The sequence below is a fragment of the Acinetobacter sp. CAU_H_29a_1 genome, from assembly GCF_058599505.1.
Map to the genome: position 1 here is coordinate 486,906 of NZ_CM178655.1, position 16,761 is coordinate 503,666.

Here is a 16,761-nt window from a genome sequence, read left to right on the forward strand (position 1 = left end):
TCGACAGAGAATGACAAATATAAATAAACCTGAAAGCGAATCTTCACCCCGCAGTACGCCTACTTTTGATGGGATTACTTTCGAGGTGGAAGAAGAAGAGCACACACAGGAAGGTCAAAAAGTAAAACGTCGAGGTATTTATTTGTGGCCGAACCTGATTACAACGGCAGCGTTGTTGTCAGGCTTTTATTCCATCATTGCCAGTATGAATGGCAACTTCCAGCAAGCGATTTATGCCATTTTCTTGGCAGCTTTGTTGGATGGCTTGGACGGCCGCGTTGCACGAGCCATTGGTGCGCAGAGTGCTTTTGGTGAGCAGTATGATTCTTTATCGGATCTATTGGCGTTCGGTGTTGCACCCGCTATTTTGATGTATAGCTGGAGTTTGGATTCGCTCGGTCGTATTGGTTTGGCGTGTTGTTTTGTCTACACCGCCTGTGCTGCGTTCCGTTTAGCACGTTTTAATGTGCAAATCGGTGTGGTCGATAAGCGTTACTTTATTGGTGTAGCTAGTCCACTTGCTGCCATTATTATTATTTCATTGGTTTGGGTCGGACTAGATTTCCCAGAAATTTTTGATATTCGTGAGCGGGGTATTCAAGCCATCAGCGCAGCAGTGATTGTGTCTGTCGGACTCCTCATGATTTCGAATATTAAATATTATTCATTTAAAACGGTAGATCGTAAGCGAGTACCATTTTTTGTCCTTCCTATCGCGGTCTTTATTTTTGCTGCAATGACTTACAATATTCCTGTCGGTATTTTGGTCATTTCCTTGATTTATGCATTATCTGGCTTTATTACTACGTTTTTAGCACGACGTCAGCACAGCCCATCATGAGTTAATGATATGTAGAAGGAGTATGATATGTGGTTGTTTCAAGATTTTCTCGATCAGTCTAAACAACTTAATCAGACTCCTTCACGGTCACTCCCTGCTTATCATCCACCCAATAAAAAATATAAAATTATTCATCAAGCTTTAACCATTCCCAATCTTCCTGCACCATTACATTATTTAAATTTTTTGAGCATGATTGGTCAGCCCAATACGCCTATGTTTCGCAATAACAGTGCAATCAGAACTACACCTTTAGATACTGCTACGGTATTGGCCAGCAGTAGTCCACATATGGCAGGGCAGCTGAACCGTTATTCAATTTCTGCGGAATGTTCATTTCAAGAAAAAACATTTAAATTTGCCAATAAAGAACAGCTCATGGGAACCTTCCCAAAATTTCAAATTCAAAGAAAAGACACCGAATTGAGTTTTGAAATTGAAATAACAACAACACCGCTGATTTCACATTTCACCAAATTGCGTTTTGGTCTTGCCGAGCATTGGTCCGTATTGTGTCGATGTCAGGGAGAAATTAAATATAAAGAACAGCGCTATGACATTGACCAGTTAGGGGCTTTTGAATACGCGCGCAGTATCGACTTTAGTTATTTACCCTTGGCCTTTTTCACATATCAAGTCATTAATCTGCTGGATCAGCGCCAGCTATTGCTAGAACAAATTCGGGATTCGTTTAATCGAATTGTACAGTCACGTATCTATATACGTGATTTGCACAAACAACAAACCCATATGTTTGATCGGATGGTGCGCTTTCAAGTTCATCGTGTTTATCCTGCTGTGAAAACTCCCAATGGGCAAAAAATGTATTTACCGCGAGAGTTTGAATGGCATTATCAAGATGAGCAGGGACATAACATTCATATTTACGCTCAAAGTCGTGGTGATTTTAAATTTGGTTTGGCTGCGGGTTATGTAGGTAGCTTTAAATATCAACTCAAACTGGATAATTATGAGGAACAGGGCGAAAGTGGTTATTGTGAATATGTGGATTGTCGTGCATTAAAGTGGCAAGAAAAAAAATCGCAAGAAAAAAACCGAAATGAAATTGGAGAAATTGTTCCCTTTTCACTCAAAAAATAAGAAAAAAGCGATATTTTGCTGAATAAATAAACAAGTGGGAGTTTTTTTATAAAAAATTGAGTAAAGGGGGTTGTGTTGGTTTGGAAATACTGTAGAATGCACATCCATCGGCGGTGATGTTGATTAAAACTTGTTAAGAAACAAGGATTTAGCCCAAGTGGTAGAATCTGAGAGTCTTGAATAAGTTTAAAAATAATTAACAAAACCAGTTGACTTCTTCTTGAAAGAGAGTAGTATAGCCGACCTAGCTTGCTGATGACGAATCAGCAAGAAGATCATTAAGAGATTATGAAGAACAACTTGTGTGGATTTTTACTAATTGATCGATCGAAAATATTTCATTGATTGATGGTAGAAATTACTCGAAGTTTATTTGAGAAATATTTGTCAGAAAATTGATGAGCCAAGATTTGTAGCCATAAGCTACTAATGATTTTTAACTGAAGAGTTTGATCATGGCTCAGATTGAACGCTGGCGGCAGGCTTAACACATGCAAGTCGAGCGGGGTGATGTAGCTTGCTACATTACCTAGCGGCGGACGGGTGAGTAATGCTTAGGAATCTGCCTATTAGTGGGGGACAACATTCCGAAAGGAATGCTAATACCGCATACGCCCTACGGGGGAAAGCAGGGGATCTTCGGACCTTGCGCTAATAGATGAGCCTAAGTCAGATTAGCTAGTTGGTGGGGTAAAGGCCTACCAAGGCGACGATCTGTAGCGGGTCTGAGAGGATGATCCGCCACACTGGGACTGAGACACGGCCCAGACTCCTACGGGAGGCAGCAGTGGGGAATATTGGACAATGGGCGAAAGCCTGATCCAGCCATGCCGCGTGTGTGAAGAAGGCCTTTTGGTTGTAAAGCACTTTAAGCGAGGAGGAGGCTACTTGGATTAATACTCTAGGATAGTGGACGTTACTCGCAGAATAAGCACCGGCTAACTCTGTGCCAGCAGCCGCGGTAATACAGAGGGTGCGAGCGTTAATCGGATTTACTGGGCGTAAAGCGTGCGTAGGCGGCTTTTTAAGTCGGATGTGAAATCCCTGAGCTTAACTTAGGAATTGCATTCGATACTGGGAAGCTAGAGTATGGGAGAGGATGGTAGAATTCCAGGTGTAGCGGTGAAATGCGTAGAGATCTGGAGGAATACCGATGGCGAAGGCAGCCATCTGGCCTAATACTGACGCTGAGGTACGAAAGCATGGGGAGCAAACAGGATTAGATACCCTGGTAGTCCATGCCGTAAACGATGTCTACTAGCCGTTGGGGCCTTTGAGGCTTTAGTGGCGCAGCTAACGCGATAAGTAGACCGCCTGGGGAGTACGGTCGCAAGACTAAAACTCAAATGAATTGACGGGGGCCCGCACAAGCGGTGGAGCATGTGGTTTAATTCGATGCAACGCGAAGAACCTTACCTGGTCTTGACATAGTAAGAACTTTCCAGAGATGGATTGGTGCCTTCGGGAACTTACATACAGGTGCTGCATGGCTGTCGTCAGCTCGTGTCGTGAGATGTTGGGTTAAGTCCCGCAACGAGCGCAACCCTTTTCCTTATTTGCCAGCGGGTTAAGCCGGGAACTTTAAGGATACTGCCAGTGACAAACTGGAGGAAGGCGGGGACGACGTCAAGTCATCATGGCCCTTACGACCAGGGCTACACACGTGCTACAATGGTCGGTACAAAGGGTTGCTACCTAGCGATAGGATGCTAATCTCAAAAAGCCGATCGTAGTCCGGATTGGAGTCTGCAACTCGACTCCATGAAGTCGGAATCGCTAGTAATCGCGGATCAGAATGCCGCGGTGAATACGTTCCCGGGCCTTGTACACACCGCCCGTCACACCATGGGAATTTGTTGCACCAGAAGTAGGTAGTCTAACCGCAAGGAGGACGCTTACCACGGTGTGGCCGATGACTGGGGTGAAGTCGTAACAAGGTAGCCGTAGGGGAACCTGCGGCTGGATCACCTCCTTAACGAAAGATTGACGATTGGTAAGAATCCACAACAAGTTGTTCTTCATGACGATGTATCTGAGGGTCTGTAGCTCAGTTGGTTAGAGCACACGCTTGATAAGCGTGGGGTCACAAGTTCAAGTCTTGTCAGACCCACCAAATCTGACTAACAAGCATTGTTAAATGCTGAATACAGAAAACAGAAACATTGACTTATTGATAAGCTGGGGACTTAGCTTAGTTGGTAGAGCGCCTGCTTTGCACGCAGGAGGTCAGGAGTTCGACTCTCCTAGTCTCCACCAAATTTTAAGAATAGAAAACTTAAAGCACTGCTTTAAGGCTTTTCCTTGAAATTTAAGCAAGAAGCTATGCTTCGCGCAGATAGGTTGGATTACAGAAATTAGTAAGTAGATAACTTATTAACTTCTGTGATTTATCACAGTTTCCTGACCTGACGAAGGCTGGAAAAATCATTAACAGAATATATTTGAGTTGAAATAATTTGTTCATACTCGTTTTTAAGATCGACATTAACAGTGATTTATTACTGATTGATGAAGATTGAAGAAATGAGTTACTAGCGAAATTAACTGAATCAAGCGTTTTGGTATGTGAATTGAATTGAAGCTGTACAGTGTTTAAGTACACAGAACAACAAACTGTAAGGAAGTGATGAGAAATCATCATAGACTGTCTTAATCCTACTTGTAGGGATTAACGACTGTTTGGGGTTGTATAGTCAAGTAATTAAGTGCATGTGGTGGATGCCTTGGCAGTCAGAGGCGATGAAAGACGTAATAGCCTGCGATAAGCTCCGGGGAGGCGGCAAATATCCTGTGATCCGGAGATTTCTGAATGGGGAAACCCACCTGTCATAAGGCAGGTATCGTATGATGAATACATAGTCATACGAGGCGAACGAGGGGAAGTGAAACATCTCAGTACCCTTAGGAAAAGAAATCAATTGAGATTCCCTCAGTAGCGGCGAGCGAACGGGGAAAAGCCCATTAAGTCATATCAGTTTTAGTGGAATGCTCTGGGAAGTGCAACCATAGTGGGTGATAGTCCTGTACACGAAAGGGCTGATATGATGATGTCGAGTAGGGCGGGGCACGTGAAACCTTGTCTGAATATGGGGGGACCATCCTCCAAGGCTAAATACTCCTGACTGACCGATAGTGAACCAGTACCGTGAGGGAAAGGCGAAAAGAACCCCTGTGAGGGGAGTGAAATAGATCCTGAAACCGCATGCATACAAGCAGTGGGAGCCGACATGTTCGGTGACTGCGTACCTTTTGTATAATGGGTCAGCGACTTACATTCAGTAGCGAGGTTAACCGCATAGGGGAGCCGTAGAGAAATCGAGTCTTAATAGGGCGTTTAGTTGCTGGGTGTAGACCCGAAACCGGGTGATCTATCCATGAGCAGGTTGAAGGTTGGGTAACACTAACTGGAGGACCGAACCCACTGTCGTTGAAAAGCCAGGGGATGACTTGTGGATAGGGGTGAAAGGCTAATCAAACTCGGTGATAGCTGGTTCTCCCCGAAAGCTATTTAGGTAGCGCCTCGGACGAATACCATTGGGGGTAGAGCACTGTTTCGGCTAGGGGGTCATCCCGACTTACCAAACCGATGCAAACTCCGAATACCAATGAGTACTATCCGGGAGACAGACTGCGGGTGCTAACGTCCGTAGTCAAGAGGAAAACAATCCAGACCGCCAGCTAAGGCCCCAAAATTATAGTTAAGTGGGAAACGATGTGGGAAGGCATAGACAGCTAGGAGGTTGGCTTAGAAGCAGCCACCCTTTAAAGAAAGCGTAATAGCTCACTAGTCGAGTCGGCCTGCGCGGAAGATGTAACGGGGCTAAAACTATATGCCGAAGCTGCGGATTTGCAATTTATTGCAAGTGGTAGGGGAGCGTTCTGTAAGCCGATGAAGGTGTATTGAGAAGTATGCTGGAGGTATCAGAAGTGCGAATGCTGACGTGAGTAACGACAATGCGAGTGAAAAACTCGCACGCTGAAAGACCAAGGGTTCCAGTCCAACGTTAATCGGGGCTGGGTGAGTCGACCCCTAAGGCGAGGCCGAGAGGCGTAGTCGATGGGAAATTGGTTAATATTCCAATACTTCTATGTAATGCGATGAGAGGACGGAGAAGGTTAAGTCAGCCTGGCGTTGGTTGTCCAGGTGGAAGGTTGTAGGCATGTATCTTAGGCAAATCCGGGGTACTGTATGCTGAGAACTGATAGCAAGCTGTACTTGTACAGTGAAGTGGCTGATACCATGCTTCCAGGAAAAGTCTCTAAGCTTCAGTTACATAGGAATCGTACCCGAAACCGACACAGGTGGTCAGGTCGAGTAGACCAAAGCGCTTGAGAGAACTCTGCTGAAGGAACTAGGCAAAATGGTACCGTAACTTCGGGAGAAGGTACGCTGCCGACGGTGATAGGATTTACTCCTTGAGCTATTGGCAGCCACAGAAACCAGGCCCCTGCAACTGTTTATTAAAAACATAGCACTCTGCAAACACGAAAGTGGACGTATAGGGTGTGATGCCTGCCCGGTGCTGGAAGGTTAATTGATGGGGTTAGCGTAAGCGAAGCTCTTGATCGAAGCCCCAGTAAACGGCGGCCGTAACTATAACGGTCCTAAGGTAGCGAAATTCCTTGTCGGGTAAGTTCCGACCTGCACGAATGGCATAATGATGGGGGCGCTGTCTCCAGCAGAGACTCAGTGAAATCGAATTCGCCGTGAAGATGCGGTGTACCCGCGGCTAGACGGAAAGACCCCGTGAACCTTTACTGCAGCTTGACATTGAACTTTGATCTTACTTGTGTAGGATAGGTGGGAGGCTTTGAAACCGAGACGCTAGTTTCGGTGGAGCCAATCTTGAAATACCACCCTGGTAATATTGAGGTTCTAACTCTGTCCCGTTATCCGGGACGAGGACCATGTCTGGTGGGTAGTTTGACTGGGGCGGTCTCCTCCTAAAGAGTAACGGAGGAGTACGAAGGTGCGCTCAGCGTGGTCGGAAATCACGCGTAGAGTATAAAGGCAAAAGCGCGCTTAACTGCGAGACCCACAAGTCGAGCAGGTACGAAAGTAGGTCTTAGTGATCCGGTGGTTCTGTATGGAAGGGCCATCGCTCAACGGATAAAAGGTACTCTGGGGATAACAGGCTGATACCGCCCAAGAGTTCATATCGACGGCGGTGTTTGGCACCTCGATGTCGGCTCATCTCATCCTGGGGCTGAAGCAGGTCCCAAGGGTATGGCTGTTCGCCATTTAAAGAGGTACGCGAGCTGGGTTTAGAACGTCGTGAGACAGTTCGGTCCCTATCTACCGTGGGCGTTGGAAATTTGAGAGGATCTGCTCCTAGTACGAGAGGACCAGAGTGGACGAACCTCTGGTGTACCGGTTGTGACGCCAGTCGCATCGCCGGGTAGCTATGTTCGGAAGGGATAACCGCTGAAAGCATCTAAGCGGGAAGCCTACCTCAAGATAAGATTTCCCTAGGACTTTATGTCCTCTAAAGAGCCGTTGAAGACTACGACGTTGATAGGTTGGATGTGGAAGCATAGTGATATGTGAAGCTGACCAATACTAATTGCTCGTGAGGCTTGACTATACAACACCCAAACAGTTGGTGTTGTGGTTCAAATCACTGCAAACAACTTGATTTAGTTATAAAGCTAGATAAAATATCCAACTCAAATATACCTGTTAATAACTCATTTGATGAAAGTTAGGCACGAAGAGCACTGCTCTGAGGTTAGACCCAACGAATAGTCATAAACAGTTGTGCTGGCGACAATAGCAAGAGTGAACCACCTGATCCCTTCCCGAACTCAGAAGTGAAACCTCTTAGCGCTGATGGTAGTGTGGAGTTATCCATGTGAGAGTAAGTCATCGCCAGCTCATTAATTCTAAATCCCCCTAACTCAAATGAGATAGGGGGATTTTTTTATGCAGGAAGGTTGAAAATAGGGAAAAATAAGAAGAAGTAACCAGATGAAAAGAGCAGAAAATAAGCTATCTATAAGGGCATAAATGGTAAAATGGTAAAAAAGCCAGCATTTGCTGGTTTTTTATGTCTTATTTACAAGAAGTTATAGAGCACCTTTTAAGTTTTCTTAATGTTCACTAAACTATTTGATTGGCATGCTTTCTATAGTGGCAATAAATTTATTCTCTAAACAAAAGTAAGAATATTGTGGAATTATTCAGTAATTAAGCAATTATTTGGAGAAAATAGCTATTCCTGAGATGAAAATAAATATATTACAACTCATAGTTTATTAGGGGCATTAATGTGTTTTAGATTAGTTAAGTTACGCACTAAAATAAGAACTTTACCGCAAATCTACCAAGCGTGTGTCTTGTAATTAAATCAACGTATGCAGCGAATGGTTTATAGCTTGCTGCCCAGCGTTGATGAAATCGTTTAATTGCACACAGAAAACCTTATTAAAAGAACATGAATCATGAATTTCGCAGTTTAGGTATCTAGCTGTCGACGTGCATGTTTTAATGCCGTTCGTAAACCCTCTTCAAGGGTTGGGTGATAAAATGGTTTTTCTAAAATTTCATCGACAGTGAGCTGTTCTGCAATCATCCATGCCAGTAAATGGGCCAAATGTTCAGTAGACTCTGTGAGTAATTCAGCACCCAGTAGTTTTCGGCTGCTTTTATCCACATAAATCTCAATGGCCCCATGGTTCTTACCCAGAACCAATGCACGTCCTTGTTTAGCATAAGATACTTCGCCTATGACAAAATCGATAGGTGCACTTTGTAGTTGCTTAAAGTTTTGTCCAACCATTGCCATTTCTGGGCTACTAAACACGATACCTAAAGGCGTTAGGGTCTTACATGATTCTATAGTGGGAAAGTTCAATGCATTTTTGACCGAAACTTTACCTTCGTGAGCGGCTTCATGTTGTAATGGAGTATCAGTATGTGCATCGCCAATGATAAAAATCGGATAGTCGGCGAGTTGTTTGGTCTCAGGATCAACAGGTAAATGTTTTAAGTCCGTGAATGAGGTATCGATATTTTCGAGTTTAAGGGTATTTAAAAGACTACTTCGTCCTGTGGCAACCAGTAAGTAATCAACGTTGAGTGTTTTAGGCTGACCATTTTCAATAAAACTAATTTCAACTTGATCGTTTATATACTTAATTTTAGTGGGTAAAACTTCGAACTTGATCTCAAGTTCAGTGCTAATTTCTGTTTGTGCCAACTGCTGCAATTTCGGGCTGGTCAGAACGCCGACTTTACGACTACGTGCAAAGACTGTGGTATTGACGCCAAGTCGTTGCATGGCTTGCGCAAGTTCAATCGCGATGACTCCGCTCCCAATCACCGCTAAAGATTTGGGTAAAGCATTGAGTTCAAAGATTTGATCGGAGGTGATGAGACGATCACCAAGTTCATCCTTCCATGCTGGGTCAAAGCTAGGTGTGGAGCCTACAGCTAAAATAAAGCTTTTGGCTTGGTAGTGTTGCCCATTAACTTCGACCGTTTTTGAATCGACAAAGCGAGCACGGCCCTGAATTTTATGAGACTCAGGCCAGCTCTCTACGGTTTTAAGGGTGTTGTGGGTAAAGCGATCACGGAGTTTTTGTACGTGTTGCATGACCTGACTATTGTCTATTTTTGACTCTACTTGCAATCCGACACGATCCGCATGTTGAATATCATGCATACGATTTGCTGTAGAAATCAGGACTTTTGAGGGCATACAGCCGACACGTGCACAAGTGGTGTCCCATGGCCCATCATTAATGATTAATAGATTTTGTGTGGACTTCACGGCTTGTTGGTAGGCTGCGATACCCGCAGTTCCAGCCCCAATAATAATCAGATCATACATAAGCAAACGTTTATCTAAGCGAGACATACTCTATAGTTAACATATTCAGGGCTGTAGATGATTATATTTTGTAAAAAAAAACGGCACTAGATGCCGTCTTTACTTTCATTTGACTTATAAGCCAGTACCAACGCTTACCCCAACGGTAGGACGTACATTCATTGAACTACATGCTGTCATTAAGGTACAGCAGAGTAAAAGCAGCAACAGTTTATTCATGGAGTAATCCTCGTTGTTTTGCCTGATTGAACAGCAGACTAGAGCGAGCACCACTCTTACAGACCATTAAAATAGGCTTGGGCAATTCATTATAATATTTAGCAAATTCGACCACGTCTGTTTCAGAAATTTTACTGCTGGTAACCGGTTGGTAAATTACGCTGACTTTGGACTGTTCCGCAATATTACGCAGTTGATCAACGCGAACGGTATTACCTTGTTCTTGATCTGGTCGATTGACTATGACCGACTTAAAACCTTGTTTTATCAACCGTTGAAACTTGTCTTGGGTCATTTCCCCTGAAATACTGAGCTGTGGGCTGAGTGCTTGACTCAGGTTATTCGTTGCCGCCCACAATACACTGTTCGTTAAAATCAGAGCAGTGCAGATGACACTTTTAAACAACCGTTTAGTCATCTAACAGGTCCATTTGCTTCGCTAGTTGGTATAAGTTGTTTGAGCGATTGCCTGTACGGCAGAACATTAAAACAGGTTTTGGTAGCTCATTGAAATGATTGGCAAAAGTTCGTACATCCACTTCTGTGATTTGCCCTGCAACCACAGGTTGATAGACATAATCTAGGCCTGCAACACGTGCTGCTTCTTCAATTTGAGCGCTGGTTGGTTGTTCTGAACCACCTTCCATATCTGGGCGGTTATTGATCACAGATTTAAACCCTTTTTCAACCACTTGAACCAAATGTTCTGGGCCAATTTGACCTGCAAAGCCTACATTTTCGCTCATGCTGTCACTCCAAAATTAAACTAATCGAGATATGCTTTATGATAGCATTAAGCTGAAAGCTCAGCCTATGCTGTTGAAATATTTATAAGCGATTACAACCATAAAATAACGCAATGGAGCAGGTATGCACGCCTATACCGTTGAACCGCTATATGTCAAAAGTGGCCAAGAGGTCATTGCTGCGGATTTTTATCGTCCGAAAACCGAAGAGAAACCAGCAGTGATTGTGATGGCCCATGGTTTGGCTGGGCTTCGCCAATTCAAACTGATCCAATTTGCACAACGTTTTGCACAAGCGGGTTATGCAGTCGTATTATTTGACTACCGTTATTGGGGCGGGAGTACTGGACGTCCACGAGAGTTGGTCTCGATTAAGAAGCAGCTTGAAGATTGGCAGACCATGATTAACCACCTCAAAGAACGTAAGTCGATCGATAGTCGACGGATCGTGCTGTGGGGGACGGCGCTCAGTGGCGGTTATGTGCTCGATATTGCAGCAGAATTCAAGAATGTACAGGCAGTGATGGCGCAAGTACCCTTTGTAGATGGGGCAGCAAGTGCTAAGTTATATCCTTTGCAACAGTTCCCTAAAGCCTTAAAACTATCGAGCCAAGATTATATGGGTGGAAAAGTGGGGATATCTCCGACCACTTTACCTGTGGTTGATCCACGAGAGTTATGTTTTTTACCGACGCAAGATGCGTATTTGGGTTATCGTTCGATTATTAATCCTGATTATTATTGGAGTGGTGAGATACCTGCCCGATTATTTTTTAATTTAATTCGTTATCGTCCGATTCAAAATGTCAGACAAATTAATATTCCTGTACTTTTCATTGCCGCCAAGCATGATAGTTTAATTCCGATTGAATCCAGTCGTGAAGCCGCGACCAATATTGCCCCTTTTGTTCAATATCATGAATGGGAGATGCAGCATTTTGATATTTATCATGCCAGTTGGTTTGAAAAAGCCATTTCGACCCAATTAGAATTCTTACATCAACATATTGGAGTCAACTAAATGATTATCGTCTGTCCTACTTGTTTGGCCAAAAATCGTGTGCCTGAAGAGAAATTGAGTGCCAATCCGAGCTGTGGCCAATGCCACGCAGCGCTGTTACCTGCGGCGCCGATTGAATTGAATGAGCAGAATTTTAGCCAGTACATTAGCCATAGCGATTTGCCAGTGTTTATTGATTTATGGGCAGAGTGGTGTGGTCCATGTAAAATGATGGCTCCGCACTTTGCTGAAGTGGCCAAGCAAAATCCGCAGGTTATTTTTGCTAAAATAAATACCGAAGAGTCTCCGCGATTGAGCAGTGCATTTAATGTACGCAGCATTCCGACCTTGGTTTTAATGAATAAAACCACGGAAATTGCTAGAATAAGCGGTGCGCTCCGTGCGCCACAATTGCAACAATGGTTAGATCAACAGTTGCAAGCCCAGTCATAACGAAAATTGGAGTCAACGTGTCAGAGATTCATGTGAAACCAGAAGGGATGTTGTCTCTTCAGACAATTGCAATGCCAGCCGATACCAACTGGAGTGGAGATGTTTTTGGTGGTTGGATTGTGTCACAAATGGATTTGGCGGGTGCAATTCACGCAGAGCGTTTTAGTAAGGGACGCTGTGCAACGATTTCAATTAATCAGATGACGTTCTTAGTCCCAGTGAAAGTTGGCGATGTCATCAGTTGTTATACCAAACTGTTAAAAGTGGGCAATACGTCTATTCAGATGGAAATTGAAGTGTGGGATAGTCATGACAGTTCACGTCCACCTGTACGTGTGACTGAAGGTGTATTTACCTTTGTTGCGGTTGATGTCAAAGGCAATAAACGTCAGATTCCAGCGGATGTTAAAGAAAAGTTTCTTGCAAGCCAATCCAACTAAAGCTTGAGTTGGTCTGCAAAAAAAGCCAGTGTAATCACTGGCTTTTTATTGCTATTCAATGCAGTCCGATGGATTAAAACATAGTATTGCGGTTGGCGGACTCCGCGGGAATACTTTGTATCACATCCCAATGTTCTACAATTTTGCCTTGTTCGACGCGGAAAATATCGACAACGGCCTCACCACGATCTTGTGCATTTTGAGTGGAATGTACATGGAGCACCACCAAATCACCTTCGGCTACGACACGCTTGATGGTGTTTCTTGCATCAGGATGTTCTTTAAAGTACTGGGTGAAGTAGTTTACAAAAGGCGCTTTGCCGTCTGCAACATAGGGTTTGTAACTGCTAATTGAAATCTACTTATTTCTATACTATTATATACAACATGAGTAAATATGTAAGCATTAGCGTTGCAGCTAAAACATTAGGTGTTTCCATTCAAACATTAAGGCGTTGGGATGAAGAAGGCACTTTGGTTGCAGATCGAACCCCTAAAAATCATAGACGATATGATCTGAGTAAGATCACGCCTGAGCAAATACACAAGCCCGATAGTCAACTTCAAAGGAAAACCATTGCATACGCAAGGGTATCGAGTCATGACCAAAAAGAAGATTTAATTCGACAGCAACAAGTTCTTGAAATGTACTGTGCAAATCAAGGTTGGACGTTTGAATTAATCTCCGATCTTGGTTCGGGTATGAACTATAGAAAAAAAGGCTTAAATAAGCTGCTAGAAGCAATCATGAATGATGAAATCGGACGTTTGGTTTTAACGCATAAAGATCGCTTATTGCGGTTTGGTGCTGAGTTGGTTTTTGCCTTATGTGAAGCTAAAAGCGTGGAGATCGTCATTCTTAATAAGGGTGAAAATTTGTCTTTTGAGGAAGAACTTGCTCAAGATGTTTTGGAAATCATTACAGTGTTTTCGGCAAGATTATATGGTAGTCGTAGTAAGAAAAACCAAAAGTTAATACAGGCAGTCAAAGACGCACTATGAGCCGATTCATACGAGGGCATGTAATCCAATTACTGCCAAATAATAAGCAAGCAAGTCATTTCGCTCAAGCGAGTGGTGTTGCTCGTTTGTCGTATAATTGGGCTTTAAAAGAATGGCAACGTCAATATAAAGCAGATAAGGAATATAGAGATCAGTGTGACTATTATGGCGTTCAGGTGGATAAAAAACTTCTAAATAAACCATCCGAAGCTAAAATAAGAAAGCACTTAAACTCGTTCAAGCGTGAGAAATACCCTTTCATGCTTAAAGTGACCAAATGTGCGCCACAACTTGCGATTAAGCAATTGGGTAGTTCATTTGATCGTTTTTTTAATGGTCAATCCAAATATCCAAAGCCTAGAAAAAAAGGCGTAGATGATCGCTTCTCATTATCAAATGACCAATTCAGCATTAAAGATAGAAAAATTAGTATCCCAAACTTGGGTTGGGTAAAAATGACTGAGGATTTGCGTTATCAAGGAAAAATATTATCAGCGAAAATATTTAAACAGGGTGGTAAGTGGTTTGCTTCGATTGCTGTTGAATTAAATCAGCCTGAGAAACTTCACCCCAAAACAGGTTTATCTGTTGGTATTGATTTAGGTGTTTCCAGTCTTGCCACTTTATCTAATGGCGAGGTTGTTCCATCAAGTGCGCCACTAAAGAAACAGCTTGCCAAGTTAAGACGACTTGCTAAGTCTTTTAGCCGTAAAAAGAAAGGTAGTCAAAACAGAGAAAAAGCGAAAACCAAGCTCTCTCGTTTGCACTACAAAATATCATGCTTGAGAAAAAACAATCTTCATCAAGTCACATCTGATTTAGTTAAGCGATTCGATCTGATTGCGATTGAGGATTTAAATGTGAAAGGTATGGTACAAAACCGTAAGCTCTCAAGAGCCATATCGGATATGGGCTTTTATGAGTTCAAGCGACAGTTGATTTACAAGGCTAAACAGCATGGCAAATCAATACTTTCTGTTGGACGATTCTTTCCAAGCAGCAAGATGTGTTCGAATTGTGGTGAATTAAACCAAAACCTGACACTTGCAATGCGTGAGTGGCGATGTTCATGTAACACCCTGCATCACAGGGATATTAATGCTGCCATCAATATTCTAAAACATGCAGATAAAGAATTGGTGGCTACATAAGCCACCAATGGCGGTGAGTTACACCGTGACAGCCTATGGAATTGAGGTAATCCCAAGCGCAATAGCAATTGGTTCTTGATGATGAAGTAGGAATTAAACATTAAACCCACGTAAGTAGGTTTAAGTAGGTTTTAAATAACGGATTATGTTGAATGTATTGTGTACCAATATAGCGGTCTGAATAGGTTTGAACCTGATGTTTGCTAAAAACGCCTTCATAAAAGTCCACTATAATTTTTTTATTTTGTTCAGTCAGGGCAGAGGCAGAATGGTGACTCGGCGTTGTTGAAACCGATGAGTTGGCTGGGTTGTGCTGTTGGCAGGCCACCAGCCCCAAAGAAAATAAGGCAGTCGCTAAAATTAGTATTTTTTTCATCAAGTCAGCTCAAATATTCATGTTATGTAGCATGATTTTGAGCTGAGTCGAAACAAAGATATAGTAAGTTTTAGTCGCAGCTTTAGCGTGTTGTTGTAAATTTTATACTTACCAAACAGTAAGTTATATTTACATTTTTACTTTTTTAATGATGCTTTGTCGAGCCACGCCCATAACATTTCACATTGAACGGGTGCTTCACCCGATTCATCCATTACTGTCACAGAAACTAAAGTTTCACCTTTAGCGGTGGTTTGCATCACCTGCTGTTGTTCTGGTGTTAAGGTGGCTGTCGCTGTCATGGCACCTTTACTCGGACGTTTAAAGTCAACGTGCATGCTTTTAATCAGAACGATGCAATGATCAGGTACATTCATCCCTGTTACAAAACCCGTTGCCGTTTCAGCAATTAAGGCCATGGCACAGGCATGCAGTTGACCAATATGGTTTTGCATGGCACGGTGATTTTCGATTTTGACCACGACTTCGCTATGACTGACTTGTAAATAACGAATATTGGCACTGCCGACCATGGGAACTATGCGACCAAAAGCTTGATTCCATAATCGCGTACGTAATGCTTTCGGCAAGCGTGACGTGGTTTTTACAAGTTTTGATAAGCGATTGGCCTTTGGCATAGTTACCTCAAATGATCAAACAAGAGTATTAGTCTTTAAAGTTATTGAACTGTAAAGGCAGACCAAATTGTTGTTCTTTTAAAAAGGTCATTACTTGCTGTAATGTATCGCGCTTTTTATCAGTCACACGAATTTTGTCGCCTTGAATTGAAGATTGCACTTTAATACCGCTTTCTTTAATGGCCTTGTTAATTTTTTTTGCGGTATCTGAGTCAAGTCCGTCTTTTAATTTCACCACTTGAAGTACATTTTTACCTGAAGCAGTCATTTTTTGTGGATCAAGCGCTTGAATATCGACTTTACGCTTAAAGAAATGGTTCTCTAACATGGTGTACACTTGTTCACACTGGAAATCACTTTCAGTTGAAATTTTGATTTCTTTGTTTTTTTCATTGAGTTCAATTGAAACGTCCTGACCACGGAAGTCGAAACGGGTTGCGATTTCCTTTTGGGTGTTCTGAACGGCATGATTTACTTCAAAAATTTCTAATTCTGAAACAATATCAAAAGATGGCATGGATTAAACCTTTACAAATGGAAAGAATATCTGAGATGCTAGGGATGTTTTCTTCATTTGCCAAGTGTTGTTTACATCAAAGGAGTGCGCAATGATCCGTAAACAAGAAATTACAACATTTGAGTTCCCAGAGGATGCGATCATCTGGGATGTACGCGATTCAAGTGCTTATGCTGAAGCACACGTGAAAGGGGCGATTAATCAGCCAATCACAGAACTTTCAGCACAAAGCCTTACTCAAGTGTCGACGGATCAACCGATTTACATTTTATGTGGTGGCGGTAGTAAAGCGCCACGTGCTGCAGAGTTACTCGAAGGTTTTGACAGTGCGCGTGAGTATGTGATTTTAATGGGTGGTACCCGTGCTGCTCGTGATGCTGGTTTAGCCTTAGAACAAAGTAATTAAGCAGAAGCAAAAAAAGCGCCGTAAGGCGCTTTTTTAATG

The 16,761-nt window shown here is 42.9% G+C and carries 13 protein-coding genes, 2 tRNA genes, 3 rRNA genes and 2 pseudogenes; 13 read left to right on the forward strand and 7 right to left on the reverse strand.

What is annotated here, in order from left to right:
• Window positions 1-10: 10 nt before the first annotated feature.
• From pssA to rrf, 7 genes are all read left to right on the forward strand, one after another.
• Window positions 11-841: a CDP-diacylglycerol--serine O-phosphatidyltransferase gene (gene pssA / locus AC4MDD_RS02440; protein ID WP_087011599.1), complete on the forward strand. Its 831-nt coding sequence runs from the start codon at window positions 11-13 to the stop codon at window positions 839-841.
• A gap of 27 nt (window positions 842-868) precedes the next feature.
• Window positions 869-1,942 carry a DUF6670 family protein gene (locus AC4MDD_RS02445; protein WP_279045024.1) on the forward strand — a complete coding sequence of 358 codons (1,074 nt, stop codon included), beginning with the start codon at window positions 869-871 and terminating at the stop codon, window positions 1,940-1,942.
• A 437-nt stretch (window positions 1,943-2,379) separates the two neighbouring features.
• Window positions 2,380-3,917, forward strand: a 16S ribosomal RNA gene (locus AC4MDD_RS02450).
• 61 nt (window positions 3,918-3,978) lie between these two features.
• Window positions 3,979-4,055: transfer RNA gene (locus tag AC4MDD_RS02455), tRNA-Ile, on the forward strand.
• A gap of 67 nt (window positions 4,056-4,122) precedes the next feature.
• Window positions 4,123-4,198, forward strand: a tRNA-Ala gene (locus tag AC4MDD_RS02460).
• Between the two features lie 435 nt (window positions 4,199-4,633).
• A 23S ribosomal RNA gene (locus tag AC4MDD_RS02465) occupies window positions 4,634-7,527 on the forward strand.
• Between the two features lie 175 nt (window positions 7,528-7,702).
• Window positions 7,703-7,817 (forward strand): 5S ribosomal RNA (gene rrf / locus AC4MDD_RS02470).
• The 16S, 23S and 5S rRNA genes sit together here with 2 tRNA genes alongside, the layout of an rRNA operon.
• Window positions 7,818-8,397: 580 nt before the next feature.
• On the opposite strand, the gene AC4MDD_RS02475 is transcribed toward rrf, so the two are convergent.
• From AC4MDD_RS02475 to AC4MDD_RS02485, 3 genes are all read right to left on the reverse strand, one after another.
• Window positions 8,398-9,774, reverse strand: coding sequence for a dihydrolipoyl dehydrogenase (locus AC4MDD_RS02475; RefSeq protein WP_279045058.1), 1,377 nt, complete (start codon window positions 9,772-9,774; stop codon window positions 8,398-8,400).
• Between the two features lie 211 nt (window positions 9,775-9,985).
• Window positions 9,986-10,411 carry a protein tyrosine phosphatase family protein gene (locus AC4MDD_RS02480; protein ID WP_279045049.1) on the reverse strand — a complete coding sequence of 142 codons (426 nt, stop codon included), beginning with the start codon at window positions 10,409-10,411 and terminating at the stop codon, window positions 9,986-9,988.
• Window positions 10,404-10,739: a protein tyrosine phosphatase family protein gene (locus AC4MDD_RS02485; RefSeq protein WP_176538309.1), complete on the reverse strand. Its 336-nt coding sequence runs from the start codon at window positions 10,737-10,739 to the stop codon at window positions 10,404-10,406. Before AC4MDD_RS02485 ends, AC4MDD_RS02480 begins: the two co-directional genes overlap by 8 nt.
• A gap of 124 nt (window positions 10,740-10,863) precedes the next feature.
• Between AC4MDD_RS02485 and AC4MDD_RS02490 the strand changes: the two genes are divergently transcribed.
• The 3 genes from AC4MDD_RS02490 to AC4MDD_RS02500 are packed head-to-tail and all read left to right on the forward strand — an operon-like array spanning window position 10,864 to window position 12,632.
• Window positions 10,864-11,760: an alpha/beta hydrolase gene (locus AC4MDD_RS02490; protein WP_436906124.1), complete on the forward strand. Its 897-nt coding sequence runs from the start codon at window positions 10,864-10,866 to the stop codon at window positions 11,758-11,760.
• On the forward strand, window positions 11,761-12,192 hold the full coding sequence (gene trxC / locus AC4MDD_RS02495) for a thioredoxin TrxC (protein ID WP_279045053.1): 432 nt from the start codon (window positions 11,761-11,763) through the stop codon (window positions 12,190-12,192). It begins immediately after the preceding gene.
• Between the two features lie 17 nt (window positions 12,193-12,209).
• Window positions 12,210-12,632: an acyl-CoA thioesterase gene (locus tag AC4MDD_RS02500; RefSeq protein WP_004697616.1), complete on the forward strand. Its 423-nt coding sequence runs from the start codon at window positions 12,210-12,212 to the stop codon at window positions 12,630-12,632.
• Window positions 12,633-12,705: 73 nt separating this feature from the next.
• On the opposite strand, the pseudogene AC4MDD_RS02505 reads toward AC4MDD_RS02500, so the two are convergent.
• Window positions 12,706-12,975 (reverse strand): annotated as a pseudogene (locus AC4MDD_RS02505) (nuclear transport factor 2 family protein); the annotation flags it as partial.
• A 44-nt stretch (window positions 12,976-13,019) separates the two neighbouring features.
• Here AC4MDD_RS02505 and AC4MDD_RS02510 point away from each other — a divergent pair.
• Both AC4MDD_RS02510 and AC4MDD_RS02515 read left to right on the forward strand, forming a co-directional pair.
• Entirely contained in the window at window positions 13,020-13,634 is a 615-nt protein-coding gene (locus AC4MDD_RS02510) for an IS607 family transposase (RefSeq protein WP_005402019.1), read from the forward strand.
• Entirely contained in the window at window positions 13,631-14,785 is a 1,155-nt protein-coding gene (locus AC4MDD_RS02515; RefSeq protein ID WP_005402020.1) for an RNA-guided endonuclease InsQ/TnpB family protein, read from the forward strand. Before AC4MDD_RS02510 ends, AC4MDD_RS02515 begins: the two co-directional genes overlap by 4 nt.
• 139 nt (window positions 14,786-14,924) lie before the next feature.
• Here the strand turns inward: AC4MDD_RS02515 and AC4MDD_RS02520 are convergent.
• The 3 genes and pseudogenes from AC4MDD_RS02520 to AC4MDD_RS02530 form a co-directional block, all read right to left on the reverse strand.
• A pseudogene (locus AC4MDD_RS02520) lies at window positions 14,925-15,161 on the reverse strand (nuclear transport factor 2 family protein); the annotation flags it as partial.
• 137 nt (window positions 15,162-15,298) lie between these two features.
• Window positions 15,299-15,799 carry a DUF4442 domain-containing protein gene (locus AC4MDD_RS02525; protein WP_436906126.1) on the reverse strand — a complete coding sequence of 167 codons (501 nt, stop codon included), beginning with the start codon at window positions 15,797-15,799 and terminating at the stop codon, window positions 15,299-15,301.
• Between the two features lie 28 nt (window positions 15,800-15,827).
• Window positions 15,828-16,316 (reverse strand): YajQ family cyclic di-GMP-binding protein, encoded by a 489-nt coding sequence (locus AC4MDD_RS02530; RefSeq protein WP_004697619.1) that lies wholly within the window; start codon window positions 16,314-16,316, stop codon window positions 15,828-15,830.
• A 91-nt stretch (window positions 16,317-16,407) separates the two neighbouring features.
• On the opposite strand from AC4MDD_RS02530, the gene AC4MDD_RS02535 reads away from it, so the two are divergent.
• Window positions 16,408-16,722, forward strand: coding sequence for a rhodanese-like domain-containing protein (locus AC4MDD_RS02535; RefSeq protein WP_004983438.1), 315 nt, complete (start codon window positions 16,408-16,410; stop codon window positions 16,720-16,722).
• The last annotated feature ends 39 nt before the right edge of the window (window positions 16,723-16,761 follow it).